This window comes from Promicromonospora iranensis (assembly GCF_028994805.1).
GTDB lineage: Bacteria > Actinomycetota > Actinomycetes > Actinomycetales > Cellulomonadaceae > Promicromonospora > Promicromonospora iranensis.
This window is the reverse complement of the sequence record NZ_JAJQQP010000011.1, coordinates 1-19,114: the sequence shown is the minus strand read 5'-3', so window position 1 is coordinate 19,114 and position 19,114 is coordinate 1. Positions and strand designations below refer to the sequence as shown.

The window sequence follows — 19,114 nt, the reverse complement described above, 5'->3', positions numbered from 1 at the left end:
CTGCCGAAGCAGAACTCTGGCGAGACAGAGCCCGGCGACCGGGCGCTGTCTCGCCAGAGTTCTGTCTCGCCCTGGTTCTACCTCGGCAGGGTCAGGCGACCAGACGGTCGACGGCCTCCGACGAGAGCGCCTGGTCGACCGCCATGGCGCTCGCGCCGAGGACACCGGCCTGGGTGCCGGTCCGGGCGGTGACGATGCGCAGGTGCTGCGTCGCCAGGGGCAGGGACCGCTGGTAGACCACCTCGCGGATGCCGGCGACGATGTGCTCGCCGGCGTCGGCCAGGATGCCGCCGATCACGATCATCGACGGGTTGAGCAGGCTGACGCTCGTGGCGAGCACGGCGCCGATGTCGCGGCCGGCCTGGCGGACGGCCTGGCTCGCGGGGACGTCGCCGGCCCGCACCATGGCGACGACGTCGGCGGGCTTCTCTGCGCCCTCCAGCGCGTTCGCGACGGCCAGCCCGCTCGCGATCGCCTCGAGGCAGCCGATGTTGCCGCACCGGCAGACGACGTCCGTGACGCCCGGCACCGCGACGTGCCCGATGTCGCCCGCCGAGCCCTGGGCGCCGCGCCGGAGCGCGCCGTCGGCGATGATGCCGGCGCCGATACCCGTGGCGACCTTGACGAACAGGAGGTCCGCGACGTCGGGCCAGGCGGCCCGGTGCTCGCCGAGCGCCATGATGTTCACGTCGTTGTCCACGAGCACCGGCGCGTGGAACCGGGCGCCGAGGATCGCGGGCACGTCGGCGTCGTCCCAGCCCGGCATGATCGGCGGGTTGTTCGGCTTGCCGGTCGCGTGCTCCACCGGCCCCGGCAGGCCGACGCCGACCCCGGCGAGCTCGCTGGCAGACCGGCCGGCCTCGCTCAGCAGCTCGGCGCCCGTCTGCGCGACCTGGTCGAGCACCGCGTCGGGGCCGTCGGTGATCAGCAGCGGCAGCTCACGCTGCGCCAGGATGGTGGACGCGAGGTCGGTCACGGCGAACCGCGCGTGCGTCGCACCGAGGTCGACCCCCAGCACCACCCGGGCGGACGGCGCGAACGCGAACGTCGCCGGCGGACGGCCCCCGGTCGAGGAAGCCTCGCCGGCCGGAGCGATGAGCCCGGCCGTCATGAGCAGGTCGATGCGCGCCGCGACGGTCGACCGGGCCTGCCCCGTGACGGCTGCGAGGTCGGCCCGCGTGCGGGGCCGACCGTCGCGCAAGAGCTGGAACATGTCCCCCGCTCCGGAGACCTTGGGCGCCTGCTGAAACACTTCCCGTGCCACTTCCACCATGCCTCTAGTCAATCATGGTCAACGAAGTTGCGACTTTTGCTTGACCGTCGCCAAAAGTCCCTCTACGTTCATTCCATGGTCGACGTGGACCCCCCTGGGGCAGAGCAACAGGCGCAGCAGCCCCTGCTGCAGATGCGTGGCATCGTGAAGGAGTTCCCCGGCGCGCGGGCGCTCGACGGTGTGGACCTCGAGGTCCGCCCGGGCGAGGTGCACTGCCTGCTGGGTCAGAACGGGGCGGGCAAGTCCACCCTGATCAAGGTATTGGCCGGAGCGCACCAGCCCACCGCGGGCGAGGTGCTGCTCGACGGCGAACCGGTGACCATCCCGGATCCGGTGGCAGCCCTCGGCCTCGGCATCGCGACGATCTACCAGGAGCTGGACGTCGTCGACGGGCTCACGGTCGCCGAGAACATCTACCTCGGGCACGAGCTCGCCCGGGGCGGTGTCACCCGCCGGTCCGACGCGGCCCGGAACACCCGGGAGATCCTGAAGCGGCTCGGGCACCCGGAGATCTCGCCGCACCGCGAGGTGGGCAGCCTGCCGGCGGCCGGCAAGCAGATCGTCTCGCTGGCCCGCGCGCTGTCCCGGGACGCGCGCGTGGTCGTCATGGACGAGCCGTCCGCCGTGCTGGACTCCGAGGAGGTCGAGAACCTTCACCGGATCGTGCGCGAGCTCACCGCCGACGGCGTCGCCGTCATCTACATCTCGCACCGGCTCGAGGAGATCCGGCAGCTCGGTCACCGCATCACGGTGATCAAGGACGGCCGCACGGTCGCGACGAGCCTGTCCGTCGCGGACACGCCGACGGACGACCTGATCAAGCTCATGACGGGTCGCGCGGTCGAGTACTCGTTCCCGAAGCGCCCCGGCGTGCCGGAGGCCGCAGCGCCGGTCCTCGAGGTCACCGACCTCGGGCTCGGCGACGTCTTCAAGGATGTCTCGCTCACCGTCCGGGCCGGCGAGATCGTCGGTCTGGCGGGCCTCGTCGGCTCCGGCCGCTCCGAGATCCTCGAGACCATCTACGGGGCCCGCCGCGCGACATCGGGCACCGTGCGCCTGGGCGGCAAGCGCCTGCGTGGCGGGGTCGACGCGGCGGTCGCCGCGGGCATGGGCCTGTGCCCGGAGGAGCGCAAGAGCCAGGGCCTGCTCCTGGACGAGCCCGTGTACCGGAACATCACCCTGTCCACCTTCGCGCGCCTCGCCCACAGCGGCTGGCTCGACGAGAAGGCCGAGCGCGCGGCGGCGCAGGAGCAGGTCGAGGCGCTCGACCTGCGGCCGGCCTCCGTGGACCGCGACGCGCGCACGCTGTCCGGCGGCAACCAGCAGAAGGCGCTGCTCGCCCGCTGGCTGGTGCACGGCTGCCGCGTCCTGCTGCTCGACGAGCCCACCCGGGGCGTCGACGTGGGCGCTCGCTCCGAGATCTACAACTTGATCCGCCGGCTGGCCGATGACGGCGCCGCCGTCATCGTCGTGTCCAGCGAGATCCCCGAAGTGCTGGGCCTGGCAGACCGGGTCCTGGTCATCTCCGACGGCAGGGCGGTCCACGACAGCCCCGCCGACGACATCGACGAGCACGCCGTGCTCGATATGGTCATGGAAGGAAGTGTCCCGTGAGAGGACGATCGGCCCTGTCAGGGCCGGCTCTGCGAATGGGTGGCCTCGTGCTCGCCCTGCTCCTGCTGTGCGTGGTGGGGATCGTCACCACGGGTGGTCGGTTCGCCTCGGTCGGCAACATCACCACGCTGCTCGCTCTCGCGGCCACGACGGGCGTGGTGAGCATCGGCATGACGTTCGTCATCACCGGTGGTGGCATCGACCTGTCGGTCGGCTCGGTGCTCGGCCTGTCCACCGTCTGGGCGTCCACGCTGTCCACCCAGTACCTGGCGGAGGACTACGGCTGGTGGGTCATGGTGGTCACCGCGCTGGCCGTCGGTCTGGCCGCAGGCCTGGTGAACGGCGCACTTGTCGCGTACGGCAAGGTGCCGGCCTTCATGGCCACCCTGGCGATGCTGGCAGCGGCCAGGGGCCTCGCCGAACTCATCGCCGGACGGCGTACGCAGCTCGTCGAGGTGGATCCGTTCCTCGATACCTTCCGCGCCGACCTGCTCGGCCTGCCGGTGATCGTGTGGATCTTCATCGTGGTCGCGGTCGCCGGGTGGTTCCTGATGAACCGGACCACCTTCGGCCGCCGAACCGTCGCGGTGGGCGGCAACCCGGAGGCCGCTCGGCTCGCGGGCATCAAGATCAAGCGGCACACGCTCTACCTGTACGGGCTCACCGGCCTGACGGCGGGCATCGGCGCCGTGATGGCGCTGGCTCGCACCACAGCGGGCTCCTCGACGAACGGGACGCTCCTGGAGCTCGATGTCATCGCGGCGGTCGTCGTGGGTGGCACGCTGCTGGCCGGCGGCCGCGGCACCATCACCGGCACCGTGCTGGGCGTCCTGATCTTCTCGACGCTCACCAACGTCTTCATCCTGAACAACATCGACAGCTCGGTCCAGGCGATCGCCAAGGGCGCGATCATCGTGGGCGCGGTGCTCCTGCAGCAGTGGTTCGCCGCACGCGAGAAGGCGACGAGCACCTGAGCCGCCGCTCCAGCGGCCTCAGTCCTACCCAGTACCTGTTTCAGCCAACCCCAGAGCACGACCCCGGATCAAGGGAGATCACGATGACTTCTTCAACAGCAGTACGTACGCGCAGGGTTTCCGGCGCCTTCATCGCAGCGGCCTGCGCAGCGCTCGTCGTCACCGGCTGCGTCAGCAACGAGCCCCGCGACGAGGAGACGGCCGCTACCGGCCCCGTCACGACGACCGACAACGACGAGCCCGGCGACGAGGTGGTCATCGGGTTCTCCGCGCCGGCCGCCGACCACGGCTGGATGGGTGCCATCACCTCGGCCGCCGAGGCAGAGGCCGAGAAGTACGAGGACGTCGAGCTCCGCGTCGCCGAGGGCACCAACGACGTGAACGTGCAGATCAGCCAGATCGAGGGCTTCATCACCGACGGTGTGGACGCGATCGTGCTGCTGCCGTTCGACGGTGCAGCGCTCACCGAGGTGGCGCTCGAGGCCATGGAGGCAGGGATCCCGGTCGTCAACGTGGACCGTGAGTTCACCAGCCCGTTCGCCGCACGCACCACGGTGCTGGGTGACAACTACGGCATGGGCGTGAGCGCCGGCACCTACATCTGCGAGCAGCTGGGTGACAACCCGGACGCGGTGGTCGCCGAGATCGCCGGGATCGACTCCCTGCCGCTGACGACCGACCGCAGCACCGGCTTCAAGGACGCGCTCGACGACTGCGGTCTCGACGTCGACGCCCGCGTCGCCGCCGACTTCACGGTCGAGGGTGGCGAGGAGCAGACGGCGAACCTGCTGTCCGCCGAGCCCGAGATCGACGCCATCTGGAACCACGACGACGACCAGGGTGTCGGCGTCCTCGCGGCCATCGAGAACGCCGGCCGCGACGAGTTCTTCCTCGTGGGCGGCGCAGGGTCGAGCAACATGATGGAAGAGATCCAGTCCGGCGACAGCGTGGTTCAGGCGACGGTCGTCTACCCGTCCACCCAGGCCGCCGACGGCGTCAAGCTCGCCCGCCTGATCGCGCAGAACAAGACCATCGGCGACCTCGCCTCGATCGGCGTGCCCCGCACCGTCCAGCTCTTCGCACCGGTCGTCACGGCGGACAACGTCGAGGAGTACCTGCCCATCGGCTTCGACTCCTGACCCGGTGACGCAGCGAACGGCGCCCGGTTCGGGTGTGCGACACGGCGGTGAGACAACAGTGGCGGGAGGCGCGGTATGAGTAGCGGTAAGAGCGAGCTCGGGGTCGGCATGGTCGGCTACGCGTTCATGGGGGCGGCACACTCGCAGGCCTGGCGCACGGCGCCGCGGTTCTTCGACCTGGCCCTGGCGCCGCGCATGCGCGCGGTGGCCGGGCGGGACAAGACCGCGGTCCGTGCGGCGGCCGACAAGCTGGGCTGGGACGAGGCGGTCGTCGGCTGGCAGGACCTGCTGGGGCGGGACGACATCGGGCTGATCGACGTCTGCACGCCCGGCGACACGCACGCCGAGATCGCCGTGGCGGCGCTGGAGGCGGGCAAGCACGTCCTGTGCGAGAAGCCGCTCGCGAACAGCGTGGCCGAGGCGGAGACGATGGCCGCGGCGGCCGAGGCCGCCGCGGAGCGGGGCGTGCGCGCGATGGTGGGCTTCACCTACCGCCGCGTGCCCGCCATCGCCCTGGCCCGGCAGCTGGTCGAGCAGGGGCGCATCGGCCAGGTGCGGCACGTGCGTGCGCAGTACCTGCAGGACTGGATTGCCGACCCACAGGCGCCGATGTCCTGGCGGCTCGACAAGCAGAAGGCGGGTTCCGGCGCGCTGGGCGACATCGGCGCCCACGTGGTGGATCTCGCGCAGTACGTCACGGGGGAGTCGCTCACGGGGGTGAGCGGCCTGCTCGAGACGTTCGTGCACGAGCGCCCGGAGGCGTCGTCGTCCTCGGGCCTGTCCGGTGTGGCCGACGGCGGCCGCACGGGCAAGGTCACGGTGGACGACGCCGCGGTCTTCCTCGGGCGGATGTCCGGCGGCGGGCTGGCGACCTTCGAGGCCACCCGGTTCGCCTGGGGCCGCAAGAACGCGATCCGGCTGGAGATCAACGGCTCGAAGGGTTCGCTCGCGTTCGACTTCGAGGACATGAACCTCCTGCACTTCTTCGACGCGGCGGACGACGCGGCGACGGCGGGCTTCCGCCGCATCGTCGTGACCGAGCCGGAGCACCCGTACGGCGGCGCCTGGTGGCCGCCGGGCCACGGTCTCGGCTACGAGCACGCGTTCACGCACCAGGTCGTCGACCTGATCGGCGATCTGGCCGCCGGGCGGCAGCCGACGCCGTCGTTCAGTGACGGCTTGGCGGTCCAGCGGGTGCTGGACGCCGTCGAGCGCAGCGCTGCCGGCGGCGGGGGGTGGGTGTCGCTCGTCTGAGTTCCGGGCTCAGGGCAGTGCGGTGACCGCACTGCCCTGAGCACCACCCGCACCCCAGCAGTAGCAGTAGCACGTGCACCGCACTAGTACTGACCCGACTCAATGAGGAGCTCCAGGTGAGAAACGTGCAACGAGCCCGCCGCGTTCTGCGGTCGGTGGTCGTGGCAGCAGCCGTGACCGCTCTTGGCATCCCCGTGGCGCTGACGTCGGCCGCACAGCCGGCCACGGCGCCGGAACCGGTCGCACTGCCCGGCATCGGGGCGGCCGCCGCCCCTGGTGATGCGGCAGCCGAACCCTTCGACACCCTCGTCTTCTCGAAGACTGCGGGCTTTCGGCACGGTTCCATCCCCGCCGGCATCGCGGCGATCACAGAGCTCGGTGCGGCGAACGACTTCACGGTCACCGCCACCGAGGACGCCGGCGTCTTCACCGACGACGGCCTCGCCGACTACGAGGTGGTCGTCTTCCTGTCCACGACGGGCGACGTGCTCGACGGCGAGCAGCAGGCCGCGTTCGAGCGGTACATCCAGGGTGGCGGCGGCTACGCCGGCATCCACGCGGCTTCCGACACGGAGTACGACTGGCCCTGGTACGGCGAGCTGGTGGGTGCCTACTTCAACTCGCACCCGCAGAACCAGGACGCCACCATCAAGGTCGAGGACCACGCGCACGAGTCCACCGCGCACCTCCCCGACCGCTGGGACCGCCACGACGAGTGGTACAACTTCCGTACCAACCCCCGCGACGAGGTGCACGTCCTCGCCTCGCTGGACGAGTCCACCTACGACGCCGGGACGGGCGCGATGGGCGCGGAGCACCCGATCGCCTGGTGTCAGGACTACGACGGGGGCCGGTCCTGGTACACCGGTGGCGGGCACACCGACGCCTCGTACGCCGAGCCGGAGTTCCTCGAGCATCTCCTCGGCGGGCTGCAGACCGCGGCCGGGGTCGTCGACTCCGACTGCGCCGCGACGCAGAGCGACAGCTACGAGATGGTGCCGCTCGACGAGGACACCGCGAACCCGATGATGCTGGACGTGGCCGACGACGGCACCGTCTTCTACGTCGAGCGCGACGGTCGCGTCCAGGTGATCGATCCCGGGTCGAGCACCACGAGCACCGCGGTGACGTTGTCCGTGACCCAGTCCAACGAGGACGGGCTGACCGGCATCGTGCTCGACCCGGACTTCGCGTCGAACGGCTGGGTGTACCTGTTCTGGTCGCCGCAGGACGTCGGCGAGGACGGCCCGCACAACCGGGTCTCGCGCTTCGAGTACGACGCGGCAGTCGGCACGATCGACCCGGCCACCGAGGAGACCGTGCTGGTCATCCCGACGCAGCGCCAGACCTGCTGCCACGCGGGCGGCGACATGGTGTTCGACGCCGACGGCAACCTGTACGTGGCCACCGGCGACAACACGAACCCGTTCGAGTCCCAGGGGTACTCGCCGCTGGACGAGCGGGCCGGGCGGGCGAACTACGACTCCCAGCGGACGTCGGCCAACAGCAACGACCTGCGCGGCAAGGTGCTGCGGATCACCCCTCAGGACGACGGCTCGTACACGGTCCCCGAGGGGAACATGTTCGCTCCGGGGGAGGCGGACACGCTCCCCGAGATCTACGCGATGGGCTTCCGCAACCCGTTCCGGATCGGCGTCGACCCGGCGAACGGCAACGTGCTCGTGGCCGACTACGGCCCGGACGCCGGCTCGGCGAGCGCGGCCCGTGGGCCGGCCGGCACGGTGGAGTGGAACGTCGTGAGCGAGCCCGGGTTCTACGGGTGGCCGTACTGCACGGGAGCGAACGCCGACTACCGCGCCTACGACTTCGCCACCGGGCAGTCCGGTGCGGCGTTCGACTGCGCCGGCGGTCCGGTGAACGACTCGCCGAACAACACCGGCATCACGCAGCTGCCGCCCGCCGTGGAGGCGGAGGTCTGGTACGGATACGGGACCAACCCGCTGTTCCCGGAGATCGGCGGCGGCGGTGCCCCGATGGGCGGCCCGGTCTACTCCTACGACCCGGAGCTGGAGTCCGACGTCAAGTGGCCCGCCTACTGGGACGGCAAGGCGCTGTTCGGGGAGTGGAACCAGGGGCGGATGTACTCGTTCCAGCTGGCCGGCGAGCAGCGGGACGACCTCGTGGACATCAACCGGGTCCTGCCGGAGATCTTCGACCCGGCGGCCGGGTTCGACCGGCCGATGGACTTCGACTTCGGGCCCGACGGCGCGCTCTACGTCGTCGACTGGGGTTCTGGCTTCGGTGGGAACAACGACAGCTCGGGCGTGTACCGGGTCAACTACGTCAAGGGTGAGCCGGCACCGATCGCGCAGGCCTCCGCCGACGTGACCGACGGCCTCGCCCCGCTGACCGTGCAGTTCTCGTCGGAGGGCACCCGGCACCCGGCCGGGGAACCGATCACGCTGCAGTGGACCTTCGGCGACGGGTCGGAGCCGAGCACCGAGGCGAACCCGACCCACACCTACACGGAGAACGGCCGCTACACCGCCCAGCTCGTCGCGACCGACGCCGCCGGGCAGACCGGGGTGGCGAACGTGACGATCGTGGTCGGCAACGTCGCCCCCGAGGTGACGATCACCTTCCCCGAGAACGGTGGCTTCTTCGAGTGGGGCGACCAGGTCCGCTACGAGATCGACGTCGACGACCCCGACGGGGACGTGAGCTGCGAGGACGTCTCGCTGTTCACCTCGCTCGGCCACGACTCGCACGCGCACCCGTTCGACGAGCTGACCGGCTGCGAGGGCGTCATCCAGACGGCCCGCGACGAGGGCCACGGCATCGAGGCGAACATCTTCTGGGTGATCGAGGCGTTCTACACGGACGACGGCGGTGCCGCCGGCGCACCGCTGACGGCCACCGACCTGCAGGTGCTGCAGCCCAAGCTGGTCCAGTCGGAGTTCTTCACCGGCACGGGACGAGTCGACGGTATCGGCGACGGCACCGGCGACCCGGGCGTCCAGATCGAGCAGACGGGCGACACCGCGGGTGGCGGCCAGAACATCGGGTACATCGAGCCCGGTGACTACTGGGCCCACGAACCGGTGGGCCTGGCCGGCGTCGACGCCATCTCGCTGCGCGCGGCCTCCGGCGCCGCCGGCGGGGAGGTCTCGGTGCGCTGGGACGCGCCCGACGGTCCCGAGATCGGCCGGATCACGGTGCCGAGCACAGGTGACTGGCAGCAGTACGTCGACGCCCGTACCGAGCTGACCGACGTGCCGTCCGGCTCGGGATCACTGCACTTCGTCCTGCTCTCCGGCGGGATCAACGCCAACTGGATGGAGATCGACGGCCGAGGGGTCACCGACAACGAGAGGCCGGACGTCGAGCTCACGGTCGACCCGGTCTCGGGCGACGCCCCGCTGACCGTGACCGCCACCGCCGAGGCCACCGACCCCGACGGGACCGGCGACCTGACCTATGCCTGGGACGCCGGGCTCGGTGACGGGTTCGTCGACGGCACCTCCGCCTTCGAGCACACCTACGAGGAGCCGGGCACCTACCGGCTCCAGGTACGCGTCACCGACGAGGGCGGCGCCTATGCCGTCGAGTACGTCATGGTCGAGGTCACCGGGACCCTTCCGGAGCCGACGCCCTGCCTGGCGGGCCGGTCGGACGACTTCCTCGGGGACGAGCTCGACCCGGAGCGCTGGACGGTGCTCGACCGCAACCAGGACCTGCAGGTGGCCGACGGGACCCTCACGGTTCCGGCGAGCACCTCGGACATCTACGGGACGGACAACACGGCAGTCCCGAACCTCGTCCTGCAGGACCTGCCGGACGGTCCGTTCACCGCGACGGCCAAGGTCACGATCCCGGCCCACGCGCAGTACCAGCAGGCGGGGCTGCTGATCTACGGCGACGCGGACAACTACGCGAAGATGGTGATCCAGGGGCGTTCGGCACCCGCCGACCCGGCCACCCGCGTCTTCCAGTACATCCGTGAGGAGGGCGGCACACCGAACGAGGTCGGGGACTCCAACACCGCGGCGCTCGGCGAGGCGTACCCCGACACGGTGTACGTGCGGCTGGCGAGCAGCGACGGCGAGGACCTGACGGCGTCGTACTCCGCGGACGGCGTGGAGTTCACGGCCATGCCCCAGACCAAGTCGCTCGACGGCATCGTCGATCCGCGGATCGGGCTCTTCGCGCTCGCGGGTGCCGGATCGGCGGCTGACGTGGTGGACGCGCAGTTCGACTGGTTCCACATCACCCCGGACGACACGGCCGGGACCCCCGGGCCCGCGGACGAGTTCGACGGGGACACCCTCGACGGCTGCCGCTGGGACGTGGTGCGGGAGGATCCGACGGGCTACCGGGTGACCGGTGGCGCGCTGGAGATCGACACGACCGCCACGGACATCTACACGGGCAGCAACTCCGGCACGCCGAATATCGTCGTGCAGGACCTGCCGGAGGACGACTGGACGGTCGAGACCCGGGTGGACGGGTCGGACTTCGACCAGCAGTACCAGCAGGGCGGTCTCATCGGGTACGGGGACGACGACAACTACGTCAAGCTCGACCTCGTGACGGACAACGTGGCCGGAGACCCGGTCGCGCAGCGCATCGAGCTCCGCAGCGAGGTCGACGCCGTGGTCCAGGACCCGCAGCCGGGCGCGAACGACCTCACGTCGGGCGTGTGGCACCTGCGGCTGTCGAAGCAAGGGACCACCTTCACCGGTGAGTACAGCGCTGACGGCGAGGACTGGACGGCCCTCGCCGATCCGGTGACCCACGACGGGCTGCAGGACGCCCGGGTGGGCCTGTACGCCCTCGGGGCTTCCCAGCAGTCGGCGGCCACGGCCACGTTCGAGTACTTCCGGACGACGGACGCCACCGAGCCGCTCGAGGTGACGGGCACGGTGTCGCCGGCTGAGCCGGACGGCCCGGACGGCCAGTGGCTCGGACCGGTGACCGTCACGGTGGAGACGACCGGCGGGCCGGACGGCGCGCAGGTGTACCGAGAGGTCAACGTCGACGACGGGGGCTGGGCCGAGTACACGGCACCGCTGGAGATCTCGGCGGCCGGCGCCCACACCGTCCAGGTGCGGGCCTCGGCGGACGGCGAGACCGTGGTCGGCGACACCGTCGAGTTCACCATCGCCGAGCCACAGCTCACCGAGGCGACACCTGCGGTCGACGTCGTGCAGCCCACGTGCTCGTACGGGCCCTCCGGGGCCGAGGTCGTCACCGCGGGCGCACTCGTCCCGGCCGAGGTGGCCGGCGTGCGCTCGTACGTGGTGCGCGAATGGGTCGACGGCTCGGCCGGTGACGTCCTGGACGACCTGGACCACGTGGCTCCGGGGACGTACCGGATCGCGGCCCGCCCGGCCGAGGGGTACGCCCTCGTCGGCGAGGGCGACTGGAAGGTCCGGGACAACGGGCTCGCCGTGCTCTTCGTGACGCTCGAGGAGCCGGAGTGCCCCGACCCGAACACGCCGGACGTCGTGGTCGTGGCCGCGACGTGCGACGCCGGTGGCTCGATCGATCCGGTCGAGCTGCCGGGGGTGCGCAGCTACGTCGTGCACCGCTGGGTCGACGGCGAGGCGGACGGCAAGGCTCGTGACCTGGGCGACCTCGCCCCGGGTGACTACCGGGTGATCGCCACGCCGAACCGCGGTGCGGAGCTGACGGCGGCCGGGGACTGGGAGCTCAGCCCGTCCGGCAAGGCACGCCTCATCGTGACCGTCGAAGAGAGGTGCGACTGACAGCCCGGGGGCGTGCACCGATCACCGGTGCACGCCCCGTCGCACCATGGCCCGAGGTCAGCGGGCAGCGCTGCTGACCTCCGGGCCCTCGTGAGTCGGAGAGGAACGAGCATGAAACGGTTCACCCCCCTCGGCGCGGCGCTCCTGCTGGCGCTCGGTCTCGCCGTCGTGCCCGCCGCCACGGCTCCGGCCGCCGCACACGGTGGCAAGATCGACATCGAGCTCGGCACCGATGGCGCCGGCGGTGTCTCCGCCGCACTGACCTGGGCAGGGGACGGGCATCCCGTCGAGGAGTCGGCCGTCGTCGTCGTGCAGGCGGTCTCGGACGCCGGTGACGAGGTCGGCCCCGTCACGCTCGTCTCCGCCTCCGAAGGGGTCGGCTGGTACCGCTCCGACCCCGAGCTGCTCGGCGAAGGGCACTGGACGGTGACCGCGCGGGCGACGGAACCGAAGAAGGCGAAGGTAGAGGTACAGGTCGACGTCGCCGCACCGGCCGCCCCGCCGTCCGAGGACGAGGCGTCCGACCCCGCACAGTCCGACACCGCACACTCCGCGCCGGCAGAGTCCGGGCCCGCGCCGTCGGGTCCAGGAGCCGCAGGGACCAACCCGGACGCGGACGCCGCCGGCGCGGCCGCGGCGGCCGGCGACGGGGCGCCGTCGTCCGGCGGCGTGCCGGCCTGGACCGGCTGGGTGCTGGGGGCGCTCGTCGTCGCCGGAGGGGCGGCGGCCGTCGTCCGCCTGCGCCGCGGGAAAACGTGACCGAAGACCGAAGGGCACGACCGGCGACGCCGGATCGTCACGCACAGGAGGAAAGAAAAAGATGACACGACCGATCACCCTGTTCACCGGCCAGTGGGCCGATCTACCGCTCGAGGAGGTGGCGCGGCTCGCCGCGTCGTGGGGTTACGACGGCCTCGAGCTGGCCTGCTGGGGCGACCACCTGGACCCGTGGCGCTGGGACGACGACGAGTACGTCGCCGGGCGCCTGGAGCTGCTGGAGCGGCACGGCCTGAAGGTGTGGGCGATCTCCAACCATCTCAAGGGCCAGGCAGTCTGTGACGACCCGATCGACCAGCGGCACCGGGACATCGTCTCCGACCGCGTCTGGGGTGACGGCGACCCCGAGGGCGTGCGGCAGCGCGCCGCCGAGGAGATGAAGAACACCGCCCGGCTCGCCGCGAAGCTCGGTGTCAAGACGGTCATCGGGTTCACCGGCTCGGCGATCTGGAAGTACGTGGCGATGTTCCCGCCGGTGTCGGACGCCGCCATCGAGGCCGGCTACCAGGACTTCGCCGACCGCTGGAACCCGATCCTCGACGTGTTCGACGAGGTGGGCGTCAAGTTCGCTCACGAGGTGCACCCGAGCGAGATCGCCTACGACTACTGGACCACCGTCCGGACCCTCGAGGCGATCGGCCACCGCGAGGCGTTCGGCCTGAACTGGGACCCCAGCCACATGGTGTGGCAGGACCTGGACCCGGTCAGCTTCCTCTGGGACTTCAAGGACCGGATCTACCACGTGGACTGCAAGGACACGAAGAAGCGCATGACGAACGGTCGCAACGGCCGCATGGGCTCGCACCTGCCGTGGGCGGACCCCCGCCGCGGCTGGGACTTCGTCTCCACCGGGCACGGGGACGTCCCGTGGGAGGACGCCTTCCGGATGCTCAACACGATCGGCTACGACGGCCCGATCTCCGTGGAGTGGGAGGACGCAGGCATGGACCGCCTCGTCGGTGCGCCCGAGGCGCTCCAGTTCGTGCGCTCGCACGCGTACGACGCCCCCGACGCAGCGTTCGACGCCGCGTTCTCGACCCGCTGAGGCCCTGACAGGCCGACGCCCGCCGTACACGCACTGAGCAGGGAGGTACGACCAGGTAGGGAGAGGGACCACCGGCGGCGCAGCGCGGCGCCGGTGCGACAGGAAGACCGGGCCCCGGACGAATGGGATGCGGACGAGGCCCGGCCGGCGTGACGAACTCGATGAGGAGCTGCATCACGTATGAAGACTATCCAGGCGCCCGCCCGTGCGCGGCGGAAGAAGACTCTCGCGGCGCTCGCCGCGACCTCGCTGGTCGGCGTGGCTCTCCTGGCCACGCCGGCGGCGTCCGCCCACGAGGGCCACGACACCGAGACCCAGGACGCCGAGGCTGCCGCCACGGCCGACACGGACTGGGGCAGCTACGAGAAGGTCCTGCTCACCAAGGACGTCGGTGAGCCCATCGACATGGCCGTGCTGCCCGACAAGCGGGTGCTCCACACGGCCCGCAACGGCGAGATCCGCGTGACCGACCCGGCGACGGGCGTCACCACGCTGGTGGGCACCCTCGACGTGTACGCGAACTCGGAGGACGGGCTGCAGGGCATCGCCCTGGCGCCGGACTTCGCGGAGAGCAACGAGGTCTACCTCGTGTACGCGCCGCGGGACGCCGATGGGGACGGCACGGCGGACACACCGTCGGGCAACGCACCCAACTCGCTGCCCGCGGGCGAGGACGAGAGCTACTGGGACCGCTGGGTGGGCGTGAACCGCCTGTCGAAGTTCACCTGGACGGGTGACGCCCTCGACCCGGCCTCGGAGCAGCCGATCCTCGACGTCGAGGTGCAGCGCGGCCAGTGCTGCCACGTCGGCGCCGACATCGACTTCGACGCCGAGGGCAATCTCTACCTGTCGACCGGGGACAACACCCCGGCCGGTACCCCGGGTGCCAGCGGCTACGCCCCGAACAACGACGCACCGAACATGAACCCGGGCTTCGACGCCCGTCGCGGGGCGGGCAACACGAACGACCTGCGGGGCAAGATCCTGCGGATCGACGTGAAGGACGAGATCCCGGCCGGCGCACCGCCGGGCGAGGGCAGCACCTACGACATCCCCGAGGGGAACCTGTTCGCGCCGGGCACGGAGGGCACGCGTCCCGAGATCTTCGTGATGGGCGTGCGCAACCCGTTCCGCATCGAGGTGGACCCCGAGACGAGCTCGCTGACCTGGGGTGACTACGGGCCCGACGCCGGTGCCGCGAACCCCGACCGCGGGCCGATGGGCTACGTGGAGTGGAACGCCGTGGGCCTCGACGACCCGCACAACTCCGGCTGGCCGTACTGCCACGGCCCGAACGCGGCCTACAACGAGTGGGACTTCGCGACCGCCACCCCCCCGCGAGTTCTTCGACTGCGACGCGCCGCAGAACAACTCCCGCTGGAACACGGGCCTCACCGACCTCCCGCCGTCGCGGGCGGCGACCCTGCACTACGGCGACCAGCCCGGGCAGCAGCCGCGTGACGAGCTCGTGAACTTCGGCTCGGGCAGCGGGCAGGGCCCCATGGGCGGTCCGGTCTACCACTACGACCCCGAGAGCACGGCGCCCGGCAAGTTCCCGGAGCACTGGGACGGCAAGGCGTTCTTCGGCGAGTTCTCCCAGGACTACTACGCGGCGTTCAGCGTGGACTGGGCCACGTTCGAGGTCGGCGAGATCGAGGACTTCTTCCCGAACGCCGCGGTCGAGGCGGCGGGCATGCCCCGCAACGACAACCCGATCGACCTCGAGTTCGGCCCGGACGGCTCGCTGTACGTCCTGGAGTACGGCGACGGCTTCTTCCGCCAGAACCCGGACTCCGGGCTGTACCGGATCGACTACGCGGAGGGCAACAAGGCGCCCCAGGCGCGGTTCACGACCACGCCCTCGTCGTCGTCCTCCGCGCCCGTGGAGGTCACGTTCGACGCGTCCGCCTCGACCGACCCCGACGGTGACGCGCTCACGTACGAGTGGGACTTCGACGGTGACGGTTCGTTCGACGCCAGCGGTGTCCGGGCCACCCACACCTACACGGAGCTCGACGTGTACACGGCCCGCCTCCGGGTCACCGACGCGCGCGCCAAGTTCTCCCTCACCTCGCGGGAGATCAGCGTCGGCAACCAGGCACCCGAGGTCACGGTCGACTTCCCGGCCGACGGCGGGTTCTTCGAGTGGGGCGACGCGGTGCCGTTCCAGGTCAGCACGCAGGACGCCGAGGACGGTGGCGAGACGGTCTGCAGCCGGGTCGCGTGGTCCTACGGGCTCGGCCACGACGAGCACGCCCACCCCGAGGTGTCCGGCACGGGCTGCACGGGTGTCTTCCCGACCGACCCGAACTCCCCGGAGCACGGCCCCGGCGCGCACCTGTACGGCGCCGTCGTCGTCACCTACACCGACAACGGGGCCAACGGTCTGCCGCCCGCCAAGGGTGAGGCCACGCTGCGCCTGAACCCGAAGCTGCAGGAGGCCGAGCATGGAGCCGTCCAGGGTGCCGAGGTGGTCGAGGACGAGGCGGCCTCGGCCGGCGCCTACGTGGCGGGTCTGGCCAAGCGCGACTCGCTGGCCCTGGAACGCGTCAGCCTGTCGGGCATCGACAGCGCCACCGCGAAGGTGCGGGGCAAGGGCAAGGTCGAGCTCCGCTGGGGCTCACCCACGGCCAAGCCGTTCGCGACGGCGAAGGTGACCGGCACGGCGTGGCAGGACGTCGACCTGGCGTTCGACGCCCCCGAGGGCACCGGGACGCTGTACCTCACCACGACCGGCACGCTCGACGTCGACGCGGTGACGATGGTCGGCGCGGGCGTGGGGACGCCCCCGGCGGCAGCACAGAGCTCGACCGGCCCGACCGGGGCCGCTCAGACCGAAGGAGAGCAGTGATGGAATCACGCACTGACGTCAACCGCAGGAACTTCCTGAGGCTGGCCGGCGGCACCGTAGCCGTCGGTGCGGCCACGCTGGCCGGTGCCGGTCTCGCCGGCAGCGCGGCCGCCTCGACCCTCGCCCCCCCAGCGGCGACCGGAGCGGCGACCGGAGCGGCGACCGCGAGCCGGGGCCGGGTGCTCGTGCCCGCCGGCCACATCGGCATCCAGCTCTACTCGATCCGGGACAAGGTCTCCTCGCTCGGGTTCCGTACCGTGTTCGAGCGGCTCGCCGACATGGGGTACGCGGAGATCGAGTTCGCCGGGTACACGCAGGGGCAGGTCGGCCCGATCACCCCCGAGGAGATCCGGCAGCTGCTGGACGACAACGGCCTGCGGGCCGTCGGCTCGCACCGCGGGATCGGCGACTTCGCGAACAACATGGAGCGCGAGCTCGACATCGCCGAGATCCTCGGCACGGAGCACGTGGGCACCGCGCAGGCACCCACGAACAACCGCACGGTCGCCGGCTACCTCGCCGCCGCCGAGCAGTTCAACGGCTTCGGGGAGGCGGCGTCCGCCCGAGGCCTGAAGTTCTACCAGCACAACCACGACGGCGAGTTCAGCTTCGCCACGGACAACCCGGACGTGCGCCTCTACGACGTCTTCTACGAGAACACCGACCCCGCGAAGGTGTACCTCGAGATGGACGTGTACTGGGCGTTCGTGGGCAAGCACCGGTACCCGGGCTTCGAGCCGGTGGACTATGTCAAGCGCAACCCGCACCGGTACCCCCTCCTGCACCTCAAGGACGGCGACGCGAACCCGGCGAACACGGGCGGCTACGACATCGTGGAGTTCGGGGCCGGCGACCTGCCGTACACCGAGTTCCTGTCGGCGCTCGCGGGCTCGGGACGCCGGCACGGCATCTGGGAGCAGGACAACGCCGCCTCGGTGGCGGCGCCGGGCTTCCCGGTCGACTCGTTCGGCAACGCCGAGCGGTCGTACGACGAGATCCGGTCGCTGCGCGCCGAGCGCTGCTGAGCAAGCAAGCAGCTGGGTGAGGGGTGTGGCCGACGCCGTCCGGCGTCGGCCACACCCCTCTCGCTGCGGTGCTTCTCGCTACCGGGTGCGGAGAAGCACCACGTCGTCGTGCTCCAGGCCGCCCACCACGTAGGTGCGCCTGCCGATCACCTCGAAGCCGTGCTTTCGGTAGAAGGCCTGGGCGCGCAGGTTCTGGGCGTTCGTCCCCAGCCAGTAGGGGAGACCGGGGCCGAGCTCGGCTGCCGCGTCGGAGGCCGCCCGCATGAGCTCACCGGCGATGCCGCCACCCTGCACGTCGGGCTGGACGTAGATCTTGGACAGCTCCACGTAGGGAGCCACGCGCCCGCTCGCCTCTCTGACGGTCGCGGCCTCGGTCGCGCCCTCGGGGGAGCCGAGGACGAGGAGCGCGTAGCCGAGCAGGCGCGCGCCGTCGTCGTACACGAGGAGTGCGTGCCGGTCGCTGATGGCCCACTCGTGGAAGTGGGCGGGGGTCAGCTTCTGCGCGATGTGCGTCGCCATCTCGGCGCGTGCGGCCTCGGGCGGGCAGGCGAGGGGGAAGGTGAGGGCGGCCAGCCACGCGGTCTCGGCCGTGTCGTCGGCGGTAGCCCTGCGGACGACGCCGGGACGCGTCGCCGGTGCCGACGTCGGTCGGCCTGCTGGACCGGGCGTGGTGCTCGGTACGGTCGGGGTCGTGTCGGTGGTCTCGGTGGGGGCGGGGAACGTCGCCCGGGGCTCGGGTGTCACGTCCCGAACGTAGTACCGGGCCCTGTCGCGGTGCATCGAGGTGCCAGAACAGAAAATGCTGGTGCGGAGCGGGCCAACGGAGGGTTCGCCGAGGGTCGGCGCAGGGTGCTGGACACCCGGAGGCGTGTCCCCCGTCACAAGCGTGGTGCGAAGGGGTGTCATGACATGTTCAAAACAGCCCCTGACCTGCGGAAACGTAGTGTGTCGCGGGCCACTCCGAGCGAAGTGGCGCCCACGGGGGAACGTGTGTAATGTTCTCCAGGTCAGCCCGACGGGCAGACGGACACCAGACGGAAACGGCTGGGTGGCCGCGCCGGGGTTGAAACCCACATCGTAGGACCAGGGAACTTTGTGTTCCCCGGAACAGGATGTGGTGCCGAATTCGGCAGGCAGGTGCAATTCCTTCCAGTTCTGAGAACGGAAGCGAATTTGATCGGCCGAAAGAATCTGGTAAGTTACGGAAATCGGAAATGATTCGGATGATCGAAGAATTCTCCCGGCTGAGAGGCTGGCGAGGATTTGGAAAGTCCGAAAGGGCCTGGTAAGTTACAGGCACTGCCCCGGACAGGGAAGCGATCGGAAAGATTGCGACTTTGACGGTGTGCGTCGGTTGTTTGAGAACTCAACAGTGTGCTTGATAGTCAATGCCAAAGTTTTAACCCTTGTCGGGTGTGGCTTCGCTGACCGTC

General features: G+C 70.8%; 12 protein-coding genes. 10 read left to right on the top strand and 2 right to left on the bottom strand.

The window, feature by feature from the left end; genetic code table 11:
- Positions 1-91: 91 nt before the first annotated feature.
- Positions 92-1,273 carry an ROK family transcriptional regulator gene (locus LUM46_RS18670; RefSeq protein ID WP_274995898.1) on the bottom strand — a complete coding sequence of 394 codons (1,182 nt, stop codon included), beginning with the start codon at positions 1,271-1,273 and terminating at the stop codon, positions 92-94.
- Between the two features lie 75 nt (positions 1,274-1,348).
- Between LUM46_RS18670 and LUM46_RS18665 the strand changes: the two genes are divergently transcribed.
- The 10 genes from LUM46_RS18665 (at position 1,349) to LUM46_RS18620 (ending at position 17,681) form a co-directional block, all read left to right on the top strand.
- Positions 1,349-2,887, top strand: a complete 1,539-nt coding sequence (locus LUM46_RS18665; RefSeq protein ID WP_274995895.1) for a sugar ABC transporter ATP-binding protein — start codon at positions 1,349-1,351, stop codon at positions 2,885-2,887.
- 35 nt (positions 2,888-2,922) lie between these two features.
- Positions 2,923-3,861, top strand: a complete 939-nt coding sequence (locus LUM46_RS18660; RefSeq protein ID WP_274996269.1) for an ABC transporter permease — start codon at positions 2,923-2,925, stop codon at positions 3,859-3,861.
- 83 nt (positions 3,862-3,944) lie between these two features.
- The gene (locus LUM46_RS18655) at positions 3,945-5,000 is read left to right on the top strand and encodes a substrate-binding domain-containing protein (RefSeq protein ID WP_274995894.1); all 1,056 of its coding nucleotides are present in this window, start codon (positions 3,945-3,947) and stop codon (positions 4,998-5,000) included.
- A 75-nt stretch (positions 5,001-5,075) separates the two neighbouring features.
- Positions 5,076-6,254 carry a Gfo/Idh/MocA family protein gene (locus LUM46_RS18650; RefSeq protein WP_274995892.1) on the top strand — a complete coding sequence of 393 codons (1,179 nt, stop codon included), beginning with the start codon at positions 5,076-5,078 and terminating at the stop codon, positions 6,252-6,254.
- Positions 6,255-6,370: 116 nt separating this feature from the next.
- Complete coding sequence (locus tag LUM46_RS18645; protein ID WP_274995890.1) at positions 6,371-11,983, top strand: ThuA domain-containing protein; 5,613 nt, start codon at positions 6,371-6,373, stop codon at positions 11,981-11,983.
- Between the two features lie 111 nt (positions 11,984-12,094).
- The gene (locus LUM46_RS18640; protein ID WP_274995889.1) at positions 12,095-12,742 is read left to right on the top strand and encodes a hypothetical protein; all 648 of its coding nucleotides are present in this window, start codon (positions 12,095-12,097) and stop codon (positions 12,740-12,742) included.
- 61 nt (positions 12,743-12,803) lie between these two features.
- A complete protein-coding gene (locus tag LUM46_RS18635; RefSeq protein ID WP_274995887.1) occupies positions 12,804-13,805 on the top strand; it encodes a sugar phosphate isomerase/epimerase family protein in 1,002 nt (333 codons plus the stop codon).
- Between the two features lie 180 nt (positions 13,806-13,985).
- Positions 13,986-15,266 carry a PQQ-dependent sugar dehydrogenase gene (locus LUM46_RS18630; protein ID WP_274995886.1) on the top strand — a complete coding sequence of 427 codons (1,281 nt, stop codon included), beginning with the start codon at positions 13,986-13,988 and terminating at the stop codon, positions 15,264-15,266.
- Positions 15,267-15,273: 7 nt separating this feature from the next.
- Positions 15,274-16,656, top strand: coding sequence for a PKD domain-containing protein (locus LUM46_RS18625; protein ID WP_274995885.1), 1,383 nt, complete (start codon positions 15,274-15,276; stop codon positions 16,654-16,656).
- The gene (locus LUM46_RS18620) at positions 16,656-17,681 is read left to right on the top strand and encodes a sugar phosphate isomerase/epimerase family protein (protein WP_274995884.1); all 1,026 of its coding nucleotides are present in this window, start codon (positions 16,656-16,658) and stop codon (positions 17,679-17,681) included. The genes LUM46_RS18625 and LUM46_RS18620 overlap by 1 nt, the downstream gene beginning before the upstream one ends.
- Before the next feature lie 78 nt (positions 17,682-17,759).
- Here LUM46_RS18620 and LUM46_RS18615 read toward each other — a convergent pair whose 3' ends face one another.
- A complete protein-coding gene (locus tag LUM46_RS18615; RefSeq protein ID WP_274995882.1) occupies positions 17,760-18,425 on the bottom strand; it encodes a GNAT family N-acetyltransferase in 666 nt (221 codons plus the stop codon).
- Positions 18,426-19,114: the final 689 nt, after the last annotated feature.